The 16976-nt window shown below is 76.0% G+C and carries 11 protein-coding genes; 8 read left to right on the top strand and 3 right to left on the bottom strand.

Translation table 11 applies throughout. From position 1 onward, the window contains the following. The 7 genes from ACU4ZT_RS04180 to ACU4ZT_RS04150 all read left to right on the top strand — a co-directional run bounded on the left by ACU4ZT_RS04180 (position 1) and on the right by ACU4ZT_RS04150 (position 8706). Positions 1 to 1233: a DUF1972 domain-containing protein gene (locus tag ACU4ZT_RS04180; RefSeq protein WP_063071105.1), complete on the top strand. Its 1233-nt coding sequence runs from the start codon at positions 1 to 3 to the stop codon at positions 1231 to 1233. Beyond that, the gene (locus ACU4ZT_RS04175) at positions 1230 to 2102 is read left to right on the top strand and encodes a CDP-alcohol phosphatidyltransferase family protein (RefSeq protein ID WP_445338058.1); all 873 of its coding nucleotides are present in this window, start codon (positions 1230 to 1232) and stop codon (positions 2100 to 2102) included. Before ACU4ZT_RS04180 ends, ACU4ZT_RS04175 begins: the two co-directional genes overlap by 4 nt. After that, positions 2099 to 3313 carry a glycosyltransferase gene (locus tag ACU4ZT_RS04170; protein WP_445338056.1) on the top strand — a complete coding sequence of 405 codons (1215 nt, stop codon included), beginning with the start codon at positions 2099 to 2101 and terminating at the stop codon, positions 3311 to 3313. The genes ACU4ZT_RS04175 and ACU4ZT_RS04170 overlap by 4 nt, the downstream gene beginning before the upstream one ends. 115 nt (positions 3314 to 3428) lie before the next feature. Then, positions 3429 to 4940 (top strand): tyrosine-protein kinase domain-containing protein, encoded by a 1512-nt coding sequence (locus ACU4ZT_RS04165; protein ID WP_445338054.1) that lies wholly within the window; start codon positions 3429 to 3431, stop codon positions 4938 to 4940. Then, positions 4937 to 6082, top strand: a complete 1146-nt coding sequence (locus ACU4ZT_RS04160; protein ID WP_414748281.1) for a glycosyltransferase — start codon at positions 4937 to 4939, stop codon at positions 6080 to 6082. Before ACU4ZT_RS04165 ends, ACU4ZT_RS04160 begins: the two co-directional genes overlap by 4 nt. Then, on the top strand, positions 6079 to 7530 hold the full coding sequence (locus ACU4ZT_RS04155; protein ID WP_414763078.1) for an MATE family efflux transporter: 1452 nt from the start codon (positions 6079 to 6081) through the stop codon (positions 7528 to 7530). The genes ACU4ZT_RS04160 and ACU4ZT_RS04155 overlap by 4 nt, the downstream gene beginning before the upstream one ends. Positions 7531 to 7641: 111 nt before the next feature. Beyond that, positions 7642 to 8706, top strand: coding sequence for a glycosyltransferase family 4 protein (locus ACU4ZT_RS04150; protein ID WP_270981931.1), 1065 nt, complete (start codon positions 7642 to 7644; stop codon positions 8704 to 8706). A gap of 27 nt (positions 8707 to 8733) precedes the next feature. On the opposite strand, the gene ACU4ZT_RS04145 is transcribed toward ACU4ZT_RS04150, so the two are convergent. Then, entirely contained in the window at positions 8734 to 9675 is a 942-nt protein-coding gene (locus tag ACU4ZT_RS04145) for a glycosyltransferase family 2 protein (protein WP_445338051.1), read from the bottom strand. Between the two features lie 65 nt (positions 9676 to 9740). Between ACU4ZT_RS04145 and ACU4ZT_RS04140 the strand changes: the two genes are divergently transcribed. Continuing rightward, positions 9741 to 10823 carry a glycosyltransferase family 2 protein gene (locus tag ACU4ZT_RS04140; protein WP_445338049.1) on the top strand — a complete coding sequence of 361 codons (1083 nt, stop codon included), beginning with the start codon at positions 9741 to 9743 and terminating at the stop codon, positions 10821 to 10823. Between the two features lie 106 nt (positions 10824 to 10929). On the opposite strand, the gene ACU4ZT_RS04135 is transcribed toward ACU4ZT_RS04140, so the two are convergent. Together ACU4ZT_RS04135 and ACU4ZT_RS04130 are read right to left on the bottom strand one after the other, a co-directional pair. After that, positions 10930 to 11988: a glycosyltransferase family protein gene (locus ACU4ZT_RS04135; RefSeq protein WP_445338047.1), complete on the bottom strand. Its 1059-nt coding sequence runs from the start codon at positions 11986 to 11988 to the stop codon at positions 10930 to 10932. A 130-nt stretch (positions 11989 to 12118) separates the two neighbouring features. Then, positions 12119 to 16840 (bottom strand): PKD domain-containing protein, encoded by a 4722-nt coding sequence (locus ACU4ZT_RS04130; protein WP_445338045.1) that lies wholly within the window; start codon positions 16838 to 16840, stop codon positions 12119 to 12121. Positions 16841 to 16976 lie beyond the last annotated feature (136 nt).

Below are 16976 nucleotides of genomic sequence, written 5' to 3'. Positions count from 1 at the left end.
ATGTCTGTCATCGAACCGCGTCGACTCCGCATCGCCATGGTCGGTACCCGGGGGGTCCCCGCCGCGTACGGCGGATTCGAGACCGCCATCGAGGAGATCGGGCAGCGGCTCGCCGCCCGCGGCCACGACGTCACCGTCTACTGCCGCTCGGCGAACCGCTCGCGCCCGCGCACCCACCTCGGCATGACGCTCGTGCACCTCCCCGCGCTCAAGACCAAGTCGATCGAGACGCTCAGCCACACCGCGCTGTCCGCGATCCACCTGGCCCTCGGCAGGCGCCAGGACGCGGCCTTCGTGTTCAACGCCGCCAACGCGCCGTTCGTGCCGATCATCCGCTCGCGCGGCACGGCCACGGCCGTGCACGTCGACGGCCTCGAGTGGAAGCGCGGCAAGTGGGGCCGCATGGGCAAGAGGTACTACCGCGTCGCCGAGCAGATGGCCGTGAAGGGCGCCGACGCGCTCATCTCCGACGCGCAGGGCATCGCCGACTACTACGACCACGAGTTCGGGATCCCGACCGAGCTCCTCACCTACGGCGCGAACGTCCTGCGCGATCCCGCGAGCGACCGCCTCGCGGAGCTCGGCCTCGAGGCCGGCCAGTACCACCTCGTCGTGGCGCGCTTCGAGCCGGAGAACCACGTCGACGTCATCGTCGACGGGTACGCCGCGTCCGACGCGACCCTGCCGCTCGTCGTCGTCGGATCCGCGCCGTACTCCGCCGCGTACACCGACCGCATCGAGCGGGTCGCCACCGCCGACCCGCGCATCCAGCGCCTCGGCGGCGTGTGGGACCAGGAGCAGCTCGACCAGCTCTACGCGCACGCGCTCACCTACATCCACGGCCACTCCGTCGGCGGCACCAACCCGTCGCTGCTGCGCGCCATGGGCGCCGCGACCGCGACGCTCGCGAACGACAACGTGTTCAACCGCGACGTGCTCGGCGAGGACGGCCGCTTCTGGTCGGACGCCGCCGGCGTGGCCGCGCTCGTCGAGGGCGCCGAGGCCGCCGCGGAGGAGGCCGTCGCGATCGGCCGCCGCCTGCAGGAGCGCGCCGAGGAGACCTACGACTGGGACGCGATCGCCGACGGCTACGAGGAGCTCGCGGCCCGCATGACGCGCGGCTACTCGACGCACGGGATGAGCCGCGGCGTCCGCTCGGCCACGCGCTGGGAGCCGGAGCTCCGCGCGACCGACGCGAGCCGCACCTCCTTCCTCCTGGAGGAGAGCCGATGAGCGCCCCGACCGCGACCGACCCGCGCGCCGAGTCCTACGCCGACGTCGTCCGCCGCCTGGCGAGCGCGCAGAAGAAGGCCGCCCGCGGCGCGCCCGCGTACTCGATCCGCGTCAACCGGCCGGCCGGCCGGCTGCTCGCCGCGTGGGCGTACCGCCGGGGGCTCACCCCGAACCAGGTCACCGGGATCAGCGCCGCCTTCACGTTCACCGGCATCGCCCTGATCGCGCTGGTGCAGCCGGCCGCCTGGCTCGGCATCGCCGTGTGGCTGCTGCTCGCGGTGGGCTACGCGTTCGACTCGGCCGACGGCCAGGTCGCCCGGCTCTGCGGCGGCGGCTCCCTCTCGGGCGAGTGGCTCGACCACGTCGTCGACTGCATCAAGATCTCGTCGCTGCACCTCGCGGTGCTCGTGTCGATGTTCCGCTGGCCCGCGACGGACGCCGACGCGTGGCTCCTGGTGCCCGTGGCGTACGCGGTCGTGGCCGCCGCGAGCTTCTTCGCGATGATCCTCAACGACCAGCTGAAGCGCGTCCACCGGGTCTCCGGCGCCCCGGCACCCGAGGCCGGGCGCTCGACCCTGCTGCGCTCGCTGCTCGTGATCCCCACCGACTACGGCTTCCTCTGCATCGTGTTCGCGCTGCTCGGGGCCCCCGTGGTGTTCCTCGCCGTCTACGCGCTGATGATGCTCGCCAACGCGGGCCACCTCGCGCTCGCGTCGGTGAAGTGGTTCCGCGACATGGGCGCGCTCGACGCGCGCCGTGCCGAGGCCGCCGCGTCGGCCGCGTCCGCCGCGTCGGCCGCTCCCGCCGGTCCCGCCGCCTCGGCCGGTCCCGCCGCCTCCGCCGGTCCCGCCGCCCGGGTGACCGCGTGACCGCGCCCGCCGACGTCCACCGGGCGCTCGCCGAGGCCGACGAGGCGGAGGCGGACCTCCGCGGCCGCACGATCCTCGTCGCCCACCCGAGCGCCGAGCTGTACGGATCCGACCGGGTCCTGCTCGAGAGCGTCGCGGGCCTCGTCGCCGCCGGCGCCCGCACCATCGTGACCCTGCCGTCCGACGGACCGCTCGTCGACGCGCTCACCGGCGTCGGCGCGGTCGTGCACCACGCGCCCACGCCCGTGCTCCGGAAGGCCATGCTCCGCCCGCGCGGCTTCGCGTCGCTCGTCGGCCAGTCCGCGCGCGGGCTCACCGCCGGCATCCGGCTCGTGCGCCGCACCCGCCCCGACGCCGTCTACGTGAACACCGTGACGATCCCGCTGTGGATCCTCGTGGGCCGTCTCACGCGCCGCCCGGTCCTGGCGCACGTGCACGAGGCCGAGGGGTCCGCGTCGCGCGCCGTCGGCACCGCGCTCGCCCTCCCCCTCCTGCTCGCGACGCGCGTGGTGGCGAACAGCCGCTACAGCGTCGAGGTGCTCGGCCGCGCCCTCCCCCGGGTCGCGCGTCGGGCCGTGGTCGTGCACAACGGCGTGCCCGGCCCCGCGGCTCCCGTCCCCGCCCGCGACGCGCTCGACGGCGGGCTGCGCGTGCTCTACGTCGGCCGGCTCTCCGACCGCAAGGGCGTGGACGTGGCCGTCGAGGCGATCGTCGAGCTCCGCGACCGCGGCGTGCCCGCCACGCTCGACGTGGTCGGGGCCGTGTTCCCCGGCTACGAGTGGTACGAGGAGCAGCTGCGCACCATGATCCGCGTGCTCGGGCTCGACGCGCTCGTCACGCTGCACGGCTTCCACCCCGACGTCACCCCGTACCTGGCCGCCGCCGACGCGTGCGTCGTGCCCTCCCGGGTGGACGAGCCGTTCGGCAACACCGCCGTCGAGGCGCTGCTGGCCGCGCGGCCCGTGGTGGTCAGCGACACCTCCGGCCTCCGCGAGGCGGCGGGCGGGTACGAGTCCGCGCGGCTGGTGCCGCCGTCGGACCCGGCCGCGCTCGCGGACGCCCTCCGGGACATCGCGTCGGACTGGGACGCGTACCGCGCCCGGGCCGCCCGCGACCGCTTCCGCGCCGAGCACCGGCACGGACCCGCGCTCTACCGGCAGCGCATCGCGCGGTCGGTGGCCGGGATGCTCGGCGCCGCCACCCGACGCTGAGCGCGCGCCGGTCCCTCCCGCAGGGGCGGGCCGGCGCCCGCCCACGCCCGCCGGGAAGCGGGCCGCACGCACGACCACGACACGACCACGACACGAGAGACAGGGGGGCGGGCACATGGATCCGCACGACTACTGGACAGCGCTGCGCCGACGATGGATCTCCATCCTGGCGCTGACGCTCGTCGGCGGCGGCGCCGCGTACGGCTACGCGACGACGCTCGCGCCGAGCTACCGCTCCACGAGCAGCGTGTTCGTCTCGAGCACGCAGGGCGCCACGACGACCGAGCTCGTGCAGGGCTCGACCTTCTCGCAGAACCTGGTGCAGTCGTACGCGCAGCTCGCGACGACGCCCGCGGTGCTCGCGCCGGTGATCGCGCGCCTCGGCCTCGACACCACGCCGAACGCCCTCGCCCGCGCCGTCACGGTGGACACGCCCCTGAACACGGTCATCATCGACGTGTCCGTGACCGACGGCTCACCCGAGGAGGCCGCGCGCCTCGCCGACGCCGTGAGCGACTCGCTCGCGGACGTGGCGGGCGGCCTCGCCCCCGCGACCGGATCGGGCGACCCGTCGATCTCGCTGACGACCGTCGCCGCGGCCCAGGTGCCCCGCGCGCCCGTCAGCCCGAACACGCGCCTCATCGTGCTCACCGGGCTCCTCGCGGGCCTCGCCGCCGGGGTGCTCCACGCGCTCGGCCGGCAGCTGCTCGACACGCGGATCCGCACCGAGCGCGACGTGGAGCGCGTGACCGACGCGCCCGTCATCGGCTCCGTGCAGCGCCGCGAGCGCGGTGCCGGGATCACGCTCCTGGCGGCCCCGCGCAGCTCGGCCGCCGAGGGCTACCGCCGGATCCGCGCCAACCTCGAGTTCGCCGACGTCGACACCCCGATCCGCTCCCTCGCGATCACCAGCGCGCTCCCCGGCGAGGGCAAGACCACCACCGCCGTGAACCTCGCCCTCGCGCTCGCCGAGCACTCGACGCGCGTGCTCCTCGTGGACGCGGACCTCCGCCGCCCGACCGTCGCGCAGACGACGGGGCTCGAGGGGGCCGTCGGCCTCACCACGGTGCTCGTCGGCGGCGCCAGCCTCGATGACGCCGTCCAGGGCTGGGCGGGCGGCGTCGACGTGCTCGCCGCGGGCGCCGTGCCGCCGAACCCGAACCAGCTCCTCGGATCCGCCGCGATGGCCGCCCTCATGGCGGAGCTCCGCGGGCGCTACGAGTACGTCGTGCTGGACACGCCGCCCATCCTCCCGGCCGCCGACGCGCTGACGCTCGCGCACCTGACGGACGGCGCGCTCCTCGTGACGCGCGTGCGCGCCACCCGGCGCGGGCAGCTGGCCGAGGCCGCCGACGCGCTCGACGGCGTGCACGCGCGGACCCTCGGGGTCGTGCTCACGCGCGTCGCGCCCGCGCGCCACTCCTCCTACTACGGGCCGGATGCGGAGACGGGGGCCGAGGACCTCGTGCCCGTCGCCCCCGCCGCCGTCGCGACCGACGCGTCGCGCGGCGTGCCGCTCGCGCCGGTCGTGTCCGCCCACTCGGTGACCGCCCGCACCGCCGGCACCGACGCGACGGAGGGCGCGCCCGGCACCCGCGCCGGCGGCAGCCGGACCCACGCGCGATGAGCGGCCTCCGCGTCCCCGCGCTCCGGTCGACGCGCGTGCGGCTCTACGAGTCGCTGCGCACCGCCCACCTGGAGCGCGCGCACGAGCTCGCGCCCGCCAGCATCGTCTACCGGGTCACGCGGTACGACTTCGACGCCGACCTCGCGCAGGGCCTCGACCTCGTGCAGGCGGGCCGGATCCGCACGGCGCTCGTCCTCCTGCGCTCCGACGTGCGGATCCTCGAGGTGAACGAGCCCCTCATGCTCTCGAGCCTCCCGGCCACGGCCGCCGCCCTCGCCGCCGTGGGCGTCCGCCGCCTGGTCGGCGGGCCCCGCGTCGAGGTCGTGACGTACGCCATCGGCAACGCCGACCCGTTCCCGGCGCCCGTCGGAGCGCGCCTGCGATCGCGCGTCCGTCGCGCGGGCGAGCGCGTGCTCGCCCGCGCCGTGATGCGCCGCGTCGACCGCGTCGTCTACGGCACCGACGGTGCGCGCGACACCTACCTCGCCGTGCTCGGCGGATCCCGCCCCGGCGTGCCCGCCGCGCTCGTGCCCGCGCTGCCCGCGCGCCACGACCACCGGGATCCCGCGCCCGTCGCCGACAGCGCCGTCTTCGTGGGCGCGCTCAGCGAGCGCAAGGGCATCCGCGTGCTCCTGGCCGCCTGGCCCGCCGTGCGCGCGGCCCGCCCCGGTGCCGTGCTGCGCGTGCTCGGCAAGGGCCCGCTGCAGGAGGAGGTCGAGCGCGCCGCGGCCCAGGATCCCAGCATCGTGCTCGAGGTCGACCCCGGCCGCGACCGGATCCACGCCGCCCTGCACGCCGCCTCCGCGCTCGTCCTCCCCTCGCAGCCCAGCCCGACGTGGCGCGAGCAGGTGGGCCTGCCCATCGTCGAGGGCCTCTCGCACGGCTGCACGATCGTGACCACCGAGGAGACCGGCCTCGCGCCGTGGCTGCGCGCGCGCGGGCACGGCGTGGTGGCCGACCCGTCCTCCCCCGCCGAGCTCGCCGCCACCCTCGCCGCGGTGCTCGGCCACCCCGTCGACCCCGCCGCCGTGCTCGCCGAGCTGCCCGCGCGCGACGGGCGCCTCGCGGCGGACGACGTGCTGTTCGGGACCGCGCCCGCCTCCGCCGCCGCTGCCGCCGCCCGCGTCCCGGAGCGCGCGTGAGCGGCGGGCGCGGCGCGACCGGCCGCCGCACCCCGTCGCTCGCCTCCGCCATCGGCTCCACCGCGGCCGTGAAGGTCGGCGTCATGGCGCTCTCCGGCGTGCTCGGGATCCTCACGAGCCGCATGATCATCCAGTCCTTCGGCACCGACGCCTACGCGCAGTACGGCCTGCTGAGCACGTTCCCCACGCTGCTGCCGTTCGCCGACCTCGGCATCGCGGCCGTCGTGATCAACGCGGTGGCGGGGTCGAGCGCCCCGCGCACCGACGACCACGTGAAGCGCGCCATCGTCACGGCGTTCCGCATCCTGCTCGTCTCGGGCGGGATCATCGCGCTCGTCTCCCTCGCGATCACGCTGCTCGGCTGGTGGCCGGCCCTCCTCGGCGAGGGGCTCATGTCGGGCGGCGGCGAGATCGCGGCGTTCCTGTGCCTCGCGGTGTTCGGGCTCGTGATCCCGCTCACGGTCGGCCAGCGGATCCTCGTGGGCCTCAAGATGACGAACGTGCAGGTCGCGAGCCAGGCGGTCGTGGCGCCGCTGATGATCCTCGTGATCGGCGCGTTCGTCGTGCTCGCGGTGCCCGCCGGGACCTACCTCGCGGTCGTGTCGTACGGCGCGAACGCGATGGTGTCGGTGATCTGCCTGGTGGTCGCGGCGCGCGCCCTCCGCCCGCAGCTGGGCCAGGCCGTGCGCGCCATCCCCCGCATCCGCAGCTACCCCGGCGTGCCCGCGATCGGCCTCGCCTGGCCGATGCTCGTGCAGATGGTCGCGCTGCCGGTCGCCATGCAGACGGGCCGCCTCCTCCTCAGCCACCTGGCCGGGCCGGACGAGCTGGCGCAGTACAACCTCGCGTCGCAGCTGTTCGGCATCGTGCTGCAGACCATCGCGGCCGCGGGCCTCGCGCTCTGGCCCGTGTACGCGAGCGCCCGGTCGGCGTCGCGCGTGGAGTCGCCCGCGGCGCCCACGCTGTGGTTCCTGCTCGGCGGCCTGCTGCTCGGCGGCGCGCTCGCGGGGGCCTCGCCGTGGATCGCCGCGTTCGTCTCCGGCGGCGCGATCACGCTGCCCCTGCCGCTCGTGATCGCGTTCGTCGTGTTCGTGGCGCTGCAGGCCGCGAAGTACCCGGCCGGCATGTACATGACGGACAAGCGCGGGCTGGTGTTCCAGGTCGTGCCCGTGCTCGTCATGGTGCCGCTCAACCTCGGGCTGTCCTGGTGGATGATCGGCGTGGCCGGCGCGGCCGGGCCCGTCATCGGCTCGTGCGTCGCCGTGGCGCTCTGCCAGGTGATCCCGAACCTCGTCTACGTGTCGCGGGACCTCACGCGGCGTCGCGCGGAGGCGGCCGCGGTCGCCGACGGGTCGCGCGACGAGGAGGGGGACGACCGCGACGACCCCACGGTCGACGCGGAGTCCGCCACGGCATCCCGCACCACGAGCGCGGGCTCGCCGCTCTGACCCGGGCGCCGGCGCGACGGCGCCCGTCGCCGGATCCGCGCCGCAGCCCGCCGCACCCGACCGCACCTCCCGAACGCCCCGCCCCGCCCCGCCCCGCCCGAGAAGGACACGATGCCCGCCTCCCGCCCCCGCCCCGCCGTCGAGGTCCTCTTCCCGGTCGAGCGCGACCTGCCCCGCTGGCGCGCGCGCCACGCGGCCGACGAGGTCCCCGGCGAGTGGCCGTACGGGCTCGACGCCCTGCGCTCCCACGACGCCGACGTGACGATCGCCGCGCTCCGGGTGCCCGGCCGCGTCGACGCGCTTCGCGACCGGATCCCCGCCCTCCGCCGCCGCCCGGCGCGCCCCGCGGATCCGGCCGCCCGCGACATCGGCATCACCTGGGATGAGAACGCCGCCCGCCGCATGCTCCTCACCCGCCCGCACCGGGAGATGTACACGGGCGTGATCTGGGTGACCGACATGCTCGCCCGCGGCACCGGCGGCGACCTCGGCCGGATGCGCGACGTGCTGCGCCGCATGGACGGCCTCTGGGTGCTCAGCCGCGGCCAGGTGGATCCGCTGCGCGAGTTCGTCGGACCCGACGGCCCGCCCGTGCGCTTCTGCGCGTTCGGCGTCGACGAGTCCTTCTACCCCGCGCGTCCGTCGGCCGACCGCCCGTGCGTCGTCAGCGTGGGCGGCGACCGCGACCGGGATCCCGCCACGCTCTTCCCCGCGCTCGCGCGCGTGCACGCCGCGGTGCCGGAGGCCGAGATCGTCGTGCAGAGCGCCTCCGACCTGCCCGCGCCGGAGGGCGTCCGCAAGTTGCCGTACTTCACGCACGGCGAGCTCGCCGACCTCTACGCGCGCGCGAGCGTCGTCGCCGTGGCCACCCGCGACAACCTGCACGTGTCGGGCATGACCGTGAGCCTCGAGGCCATGGCGACCGGACGCCCCGTGGTCGTGACGGGCACGCCCGGCACGGACGACTACGTCGTGCCCGGGCGCACGGGCGTCATCACCCCCGTCGGGGATCCGGAGGTGATGGCGGACGCCGTGATCGGCCTGCTCCGCGACCCGGCGCGCGCCCGGGAGCTCGGCGCCGCGGGCCGCCGCGAGGTGGAGGCGCGCCTCACGACGCGGCACCTCGTGGCCGGCCTCGCCGACCTGCTCGAGCTCGGGCCGGCCGCACGCGGCTGACGTGCCCGCGGCGGGCGCGCCCCGGGATCAGCCCCGGCCGGCCCGCCGCCGCAGCTCGGCGCGCGCGATGCGGTCCCCGTCGCGGAGCCCCCGGAGGCCCGCCGTGAGCGGCGCCCGCGACGCGAGCAGCTGCCGGCGCCCGCCCTGCAGCAGGATCTCCCATGCCACCCGCGGCGCGTTCCGCCGCCAGGCGCGGAGGTCGGCGGTGTCGAGGTGCCGCGCGGCGAAGAGCATCCGGTTGCGGATGTTGTGGAAGTAGTAGACCGGCGACTTCGCCTGGCCCGCGGACTGCCCGGCGGCGCCCTGCGTGCCGCCCTCGGCGTGCACGGCCTCGACCTCGTCGAGCAGCGCGAGCCGCCCGCCCGCCGCGACGACCCGGTGGGACAGGTCGACGTCCTCCCAGTACAGGAAGTAGGCGTCGTCGAACCCGCCCGCCCGCTCGAACAGCGCCACGGACAGCAGCAGGCACGCGCCGCTCAGCCACGGCTCGATGCGCCGGGCCGTGCCCTCCACCCGGCGGCGGCGGGAGCGGATCCGGCCGTCGTCGAGGTAGAGGTCGCTCCCGGCGGACCACAGCGATCCGTCCGGGCGGAGGATGCGCGGCGCGACCATGGCGTCGTCGTCCGCGAGCGACGCGGCGAGCAGCGCGGCCACGGCGTCCGCGGCGATGAGCGCGTCGGGGTTGAGGAGCAGCACGTGGCTGCGGCCGATCGCGGCGGCCCGCGTGACCCCGCGGTTCATCCCGGTGCCGAAGCCCTCGTTGCCGTCGGGCAGCTCCAGGTGCCAGCCCTCGGCGTCCGCGAGCCGGGTGACGGCCGCGCGCTCGGCGCCGGTGCTGAGGTTGTCGACCACCACGACCGCGAGCTCGGGACGGGCGCGCGACAGGGGCGCGAGGTTCGCGGCGAGCAGGTCGTGGGAGCCGTAGTTGACGACCACGACGGCCAGCGGGGCGAGGGACGCGAACGTCATCGCGGGTCCTTCCGGGTCGGCGACCCGGGGCGCACGCGCGCCGGGGTCGCTGGGATGATGGGGGGATGAGCTCCGACGCCGTCGCCGACCCCCGCCGCACCGACGCCGAGGGGGCCGGGGCCGCCGGGGCCGCGGCCGCCGAGGACGCTGCCGCCGAGGACGCCGACGGGCCCACCGCCGGCGGGCTGCCGACGCTGGTAGTCGCGGTGCTCACCTACCGCCGGCCGCGCGACATCCGTGCCCTGCTGCCGATGCTCGTGGACGAGGCCCGCGGGGCGGCGGGCGCGACGTCGGCCGCGCGCATCGTGGTGGTCGACAACGACCCCGACGCGGGCGCCCGCGACGTCGTCGCGGAGGCGGCGGCGCAGGCCGCGTCCGCCGGCGTCGACGTCGCTTACGCGCACGAGCCGGAGCCCGGCATCTCCGCGGGCCGCAACCGCGCGCTCGACGCGGCGCCGCACGACGACCTGCTGGTCTTCATCGACGACGACGAGCGCCCGGCGCCGGGCTGGCTCGACGCCCTGCTGGCGCTGCAGCGGGAGACCGGCTGCGCGGCGGTCGCCGGGCCCGTGGAGTCGCGCTTCGAGGTGGAGCCCGACGCGTGGATCCACGCCGGCCGCTTCTTCGAGCGCCGCCGCCCCGCGACGGGCACGGTGCTCGAGGTCGCGGCGACCAACAACATCCTCCTCGACCTCCGACGCGTGCGCGCCTGGGGCCTCCGCTTCGACACGGGCTTCGGCGCCACGGGTGGCGAGGACACGCTCTTCACGCGCGCGGTCGTCGCGCACGGCGGCCGGATGCTGTGGGCCGCCGACGCACGCGTGCTCGACATCGTGCCGCGCGCCCGCGTGACGCACCGCTGGGTGGTGCTCCGGGCGATGAGCAGCGGCAACAGCTGGAGCCGCACGACGCTCGCGCTCGCGGGATCCGGCCGGGAGCGCGCCGTCGCGCGGGCGACCCTCACGGCGCGCGGCGCGGTGCGGATCGCGGGCGGCCTCGCGGGCGTCGCGGCGGGAGCCGCCGCGGGCGTCGCGGGCGCGGGGCTCGGCCGGCGTGCGCGCGGCGTGCGCACGCTCGCGCGCGGCGCGGGCATCGTCTCGGGCGCCTGGGGCCACGCCCACCGGGAGTACGCGCGGCCGTCCGCCTGAGCGGGGTCGCGCGGGACGCGGGCGCCGGGCCGCCACGGAGCCCGCGGGTCCCACGGGTCCCGCGGGTCCCGCGGATCCGCCGCATCCGCCGCCGCCCCTCCCCCGGTCAGCCACAGGCCCGGCGGCCCGCGACGATCGCGACCGCGCGCCGGTACGCGGCGACGTGCCGGGCGCCCGCCTCCGGCCACTCGCGGCGGGACAGGTCGGGCCGTGCGCCGGGCGCGAGCGCGCGCACGGCATCCAGCGCCGCGGCCACGTCCGCGGCCTCGAGCTCGCCCTCGTAGGCGTGCACCCAGCCGGGCCCGACCTCCGCGGCGAGGCGCGCGTTCACGCGGTTGGCGGGCATCAGCACGGGCCGGTCGAGGCTCAGGGTCGTGAGGGCGCCGCCGGAGTTGTGCATCTCCCGGTAGGGCAGCACCACGAGCTCGGAGGCGCCGACGAGCTCGACCACCTCGGCGTCCGCGAGGAAGCGGAGGTCGAGCCGGACGCGGTCGTCGGCCGCCGCGAGGCCCTCGAGCGAGGCGGCGAGCTCCGGCGACGACGGGCGGCCGCCCACGCGCAGCGACGCGTCCCGGGGCATGCCGCGGAACGCCGCGAGCAGCCGGTCGACGCCCTTGTAGCGGCGGATGAGGCCGAAGTAGCCGATGCGGCCGGGCACGACGTCGGGTCGCGGGTGGTGGCGGAACCAGTCCCGGTAGTGGCCGTGGACGATGGTCTCGTGCGGACGGTCGGCGCGCTCCGGGGTGTCCTCGTTGAGGTGGATCCAGAGGGTCGTCCGCCGCTCCATCAGCCGCAGCAGCGCGCGCTCCCGGCGGGAGATCCCGTCGGGCAGCTCGAGGTTGTGCAGCGTCCGCACGAGCGGCGTGCGCGTGATCGCGAGCCGCGCGACGAGCGCGACCGTGAGGCCCTGCCGCACGAGCCGCTTGAGCGGCCCGTGCCCGGAGACCAGGATCTCGGGCCAGTGCACGTGCAGCACGTCATAGGGCCGCAGCAGCGCGCTCGTCCAGGAGAAGGTGCGGACCGCGACGCCGGGCTGGCGGGCGATGCTCTCGGCGAGCATCACGAGGTACGGGTTCGTGGTCGGCCGGGGCGTGGGGAACGACTGCTGCACCACGAGGGCGCGGGCGCGCCGGGTCGGGGCGGTCGGATCGGGTCGGCGGCTCACGTGGTGCTCCAGGTCGATGGGCGGGCGGCGCGGCGCGGGAGGCGGGTGCCGCCGAGGGGCGGGGACGCGCGAGGCGGGGGGACGCGCGAGGCCGGGCCGGCCGCATCCGGCCGACCCCGCCGCGCGCGCATCAGGGTCGGAACGCGCTGAACTCGGTGACCGAGATGGTCTGCGGCGCGTTCGTGGCGCTGCCCGAGATGTAGCCGACGAGGCCCACGCCGCCGGGCGCCTGCAGGCTCGCGGTGGAGTCGGTGGCCCGCACCGTCCACGCGGCGGGCTCGGGCGTCCCCGCGATCCAGACCTTGGCCGCGATCGTGGTGGGCGACGTGCCCGTCACCTGCAGGCGCACGCTCACCGCGGTCCCCGGGGCGACGGTGCCGGGCACCTGCACCTCGGGCGCGATGACCGTGCTCGACGACGAGTTCCGGTACGCGAGCAGCGACACGGCGACCGTGCCCGTGCTCTTCATGCGCACCAGCGCGCGGTACTCGTTGTCGTCCGCCACCCGGCGCCCGGTCGCGTAGAGGTACGTGCCGCCGCCGGTGGCCGCCTTGTCGAGCGAGAAGGTCGTCCGCAGGTCGGTGTCGGTCGACCTCACGCCCTGGAGCGTCCCGCCGCCCTGCACGCCGGTGCTCGGCAGCGCGATCCTCGCGGCGCCGTCCTTGACGCTCAGGTAGGACGCGAGGCCCCAGCGGGTCCACGCCCCGCCCACGTCCGCCGTGCCCCAGCCGTTCGTCGCGCTGCGCGTGAACGCGTCGCGGGCGAGCGGGGCGGCGACGGGCGCCGCGGCGATCGTCACGGTGCCGGTCGAGGTCGCCGTGGCGCCCGCGGAGTCCGTGACCGTCAGCGTCACCGTGTAGGTGCCGGGGGCGGCGTAGACGCGGCTGGCAGTGCGGCCGGCGGCCGAGGTGCCGTCGCCGAACTGCCAGGCGTACGAGGCGATCGGGCCCTCGGCGTCGGAGGACGCGGAGGCGTCGACCGCGACCGCGGATCCGGTCACCGCGCTCGTGAAGGACGCCGTCGGCGGCCCGTCGACGACCACGGGGGCCGTCGACGTGACGCTCTGGACGCTCGTCGCCGTGGCGCCCTCGCCGTCCGTGACCGTGAGGCGCACCTGGTAGGTGCCCGCCGCGGCGTAGGCGTGCGCGGCGGTGGCGCCGGTCGCGGTGGCCCCGTCGCCGAACTGCCAGGCGTAGGACGCGATCCGGCCGTCGGCGTCCGCGGACGCCGTCCCGTCCACCGCGACGGACAGGTCCGTGACGCGGCTCGTGAACGAGGCGGTGGGCGCCTGGTTCGCGGGGGGCGCGGCGGTCGCCGTCACCGACGTCGTGCTGACGCCCGTGAGGCCCTCGTCGTCCGTGACCGTGAGGGTGACCGGGTAGGTCCCCGCCGCGGCGTAGGTGTGACGCGCCTCGGCGCCCGTGGCGGTGGATCCGTCGCCGAACGCCCAGGCGTGGGTCGCGATGCGCCCGTCCGCGTCGGCGGACGCCCGCCCGTCGACGGCGAGCGCGAGGGCGTCCGTCGTGGAGGTGAAGGCGGCCGTCGGCGCCTGGTTCGCGCGCGGGGCGACGACCGTGACGTCGGCGGTCTTGACCGCCGTGGCGCCCTCGTCATCCGTCACCGTGAGGCGCACCGGGTAGGTGCCGGCCAGGGCGTAGGCGTGCGTCGCCTTCGCGCCGGTCGCCGTGCCGCCGTCGCCGAAGTCCCAGGCGTAGGAGGCCACCGTGCCGTCGGCGTCGGCCGACGCGGACGCGTCCACCGCCACCTGCAGGTCCGTCGGCTCCGCGTCGAACGCGGCCGTCGGCGCCTGGTTGGGCGCGGCGCCCTGGCCGAGCGCGTAGTGCTGGGCGACGGTGCTCGCCGAGAGCGCGGTCGTGTACACGGCCGCCTCGTCGATGGTCGCCTGCACGTAGGGGCTGGAGGATCCCCAGGTCGGGTCGCCGCCGAGCTTCCAGAAGCCGTCGTAGCCCTGCGCCTGCGTCTGCGGATGGGTGCCGATGAGGGCGCCGTCGACGTAGAGCTTCAGGCCCTCGCCCGACTGCGTCGCCACCACCTGGTGCCAGCGTCCGTCGGTGTAGGAGCCCGGCGTGGTGACCGTGTTCTCCTGGCCCGTCCACGTGCCGAAGGTGATCCGGCCGTCGTCGCGGAGGAACACGTGCCGGTCGTAGTTGTTCGACAGTCCGTTCGGGTTGTCGCCGAAGCCGATGAGCTTGCCGCCCCGGTTCGTCGTCGAGCTGAACCAGAGCTCGAGCGAGTACACCTGCGGGTCGGAGACGCGGCGGGTGCCGGACACCATCCCCGACTGGCCGTCGAAGCGCGCGGCCGCGCTGCCCGCGGTCGTGAGCACGCCGGGCACGCCCTGCGTCACGCCGCCCACGTAGGCGGCCGGGCTCGCCGTGGTGCTCGCGTCGGCGGCCACGGTGGTGCCGCCCTTCTCGTCGAGGCGCCAGAAGGAGTCGGCGTCGTCCTGGAACACGCGGCTGCCGTACGAGTCGGCGGGCGCCTGCGGCAGGGTGGACGCGCGGCCGGAGGCGACGTAGTGCGCGTCCACGCGGCTCCGGTCGAGCGCGGTCGGGTACACCGCGACCTCGTCGATCTCGCCCGCGAACCACGGGCCGCCGCTCCACGAGTTGTCGCCGCCGATGCGCCAGAAGCCCCGGTAGTCCTGCCCGCCGGTCGTGTCGGCGCGGTAGCCCGCGCGGACGCCGTCGACGAAGAGCTGCATGCCGCCGGAGCCGAGCGTGCCGACCAGCTGGTGCCACTTCCCGTCGTTGAGCGCCGTGCTGGACCTCAGCTTCCGCTCGGTGCCGGGGTACACGCCGAACGTCACGTAGCCGCTGCCGTCCATGTAGAGGTGGCGGTCGTAGTTGCTCGAGGTGCCCGTGCTCCTGTCGCCGAAGCCGACGATCTTCCCGCCCGCGGTGGTCGTGGTCTTGATCCACGCCTCCACGGAGAAGGTCTGCGGCGCGGGGATCAGCTGCTGCGTGGCCGAGAGCCCCGCGTCGGTGCCGCTGAACGTCGAGGACGTCGTCGGGTCGCCGACGACGGCCCCCGGCGCGCCGCGGCTGACGCCGGCGCCCGCCACCTGGTCGGCGAAGCCGGCCCAGTCGTAGACGGTCGGGCCCGACGGCTCGCCGAGGCGCCAGAAGCTGGAGGCCCCGTCGGCGCGCACGGCGTCGACGTAGCCGCCCGGGTCGACGCTCGTCACGGTGACCGGCGCGGTGTCGCCGAGGACGGTGTTGCCGAGCGGGTCGGTGGCGCGGATCCGGTACGTGTACGTCGTGCCCGCCGTGAGGCCGCGGTCGACGAAGCCCATCGCCGGGCGGTCCCACGGGCGCGAGTCCTGCGTGGTCGTGTACACGGGCGTGGTCGTGTTGCCGTCGCGGTAGACGGCGTACGTGAGCCGGCGGTTGTCGCGGTCGGCGTTGGCCGGCCACGTGACGCGCGCGGTGCCGGGCTCGAAGCTCGTCACGGTGGGCTTGAAGAGGGCGCCGGCGTCGACCGGCCCCTGCGTGTTCGGAGCCCTGTCCTTCACGGCGAAGCGCACGATGCCCTGCTGGCGCTTGCCGTTCACCTGCGTGAACTCGCCCGCGTAGGAGAGGTAGCCGTCGCCGGCGGCGACGCTCCACGGTCCCTGGCTCTGGCCGGTGACCGTGCCGACGTTGAAGTCGGGGTACCAGTCGAGCAGCGTCGGGGCCGGGGTGCCCTCGAAGTTGTGGTAGCCCATGGGGTCGCGCGTCAGCGTCCCCGTGACGGCCTTCGAGAACGCGAGGCCGCGGTAGAAGGTCCAGGTCGGCTCGGTCTGGCCGAAGCCGCCGACGTTGCCGCAGTAGTGCGGGTGGCCCGCGACGTAGACGGTGTCGCCGAACGGCACGGCGGAGTGCGTGTCGCCGTGGCAGTCCTCGACCCACGTGGTGGTGCCGGTGGCCCAGTCGGCGCGGAAGGCGCCCTCGAGGTTTCCGGTCTTGCCGTACGTGTAGCCCGTGCCGTAGACGCTGTCGGAGTCGCTGGTGAGGCTCGTGATCGCCGCGTCCTTGCCGGCGTTGCGCACGAGGGAGTTGATCCCCCACGGCAGGTTCCGGCCCGTGGCGGTGCTGACCGCGCCCAGGCCGTAGCCCGGGTCGCTCGAGCCGTTGAGGCTCGTGAAGCTGCCGCCGAGGACGAGCTTCTGGCCGTCGGGCGAGATGACCATCGAGGTCACCGTCCCGTCCGACGTCGTGGGCGCGAACGCCGTCTCCACGCCGTTCGAGGCGTTCACGGCCGCGATGCGCGACCGGACGCTCTTGCCGATCGAGGAGAAGGCCCCGCCGATGTAGACGGTCGACGCCGTCGCGACGATGGTGCTCACCGAGGCGTTGGTGCCCGCCGTGAAGGAGCCGATGACCTGGCCGGTGACCGGGTCCAGGGCCGCCACGCGGTACTTGTTCACGCCGTTGACGGAGGTGAACGTGCCGCCGATGTAGATGCGCTTCCCGTCCGGCGACGCCTCGATGGCCTTGACCTGGCCGTTGACGACCGGCGCGAAGGAGGTGATGAGCGCGCCCGTGCGGATGTCGTAGGCGAGGAGGTTGGAGCGCGGGACGGCGCCCACGCCGGGCGCGGCTCCGGCCGGCTGGGCGGTGGCGAAGCTGCCGCCCACGAAGACGGTGTCGCCCACCACCTCCTGGGTCCAGACCACGCCGTCGATCTGCACGGTGGGCAGGGCGTCCGCGGAGACGGTGGTGGGCGTGGCGGGTTCGACGGGGACGGTGTCCGCCACGGCGGGCTGGACGCCCACGAAGGCCGATGCCAGGACGGCGACGGCGGTGGCGAGCGCGAGCGGACGCAGGCGCGCGGGCAGGGTAATGCCCATGGTGAGGCCTCATTCGGGTTCGGGTGACGCGCGCCGGCCTTTCGGGTTGCCGGTGCGCTGACCGGATCCTACTTTCGCGGTCGATCCGGCCGGATCCCCCAGTGCGGGGGTGGCCTGCGCCGGCCCCGCGGGGACG

The sequence above is a fragment of the Clavibacter davisi genome, assembly GCF_052751415.1.
This window is presented reverse-complemented; position numbering and strand designations above follow the sequence as displayed.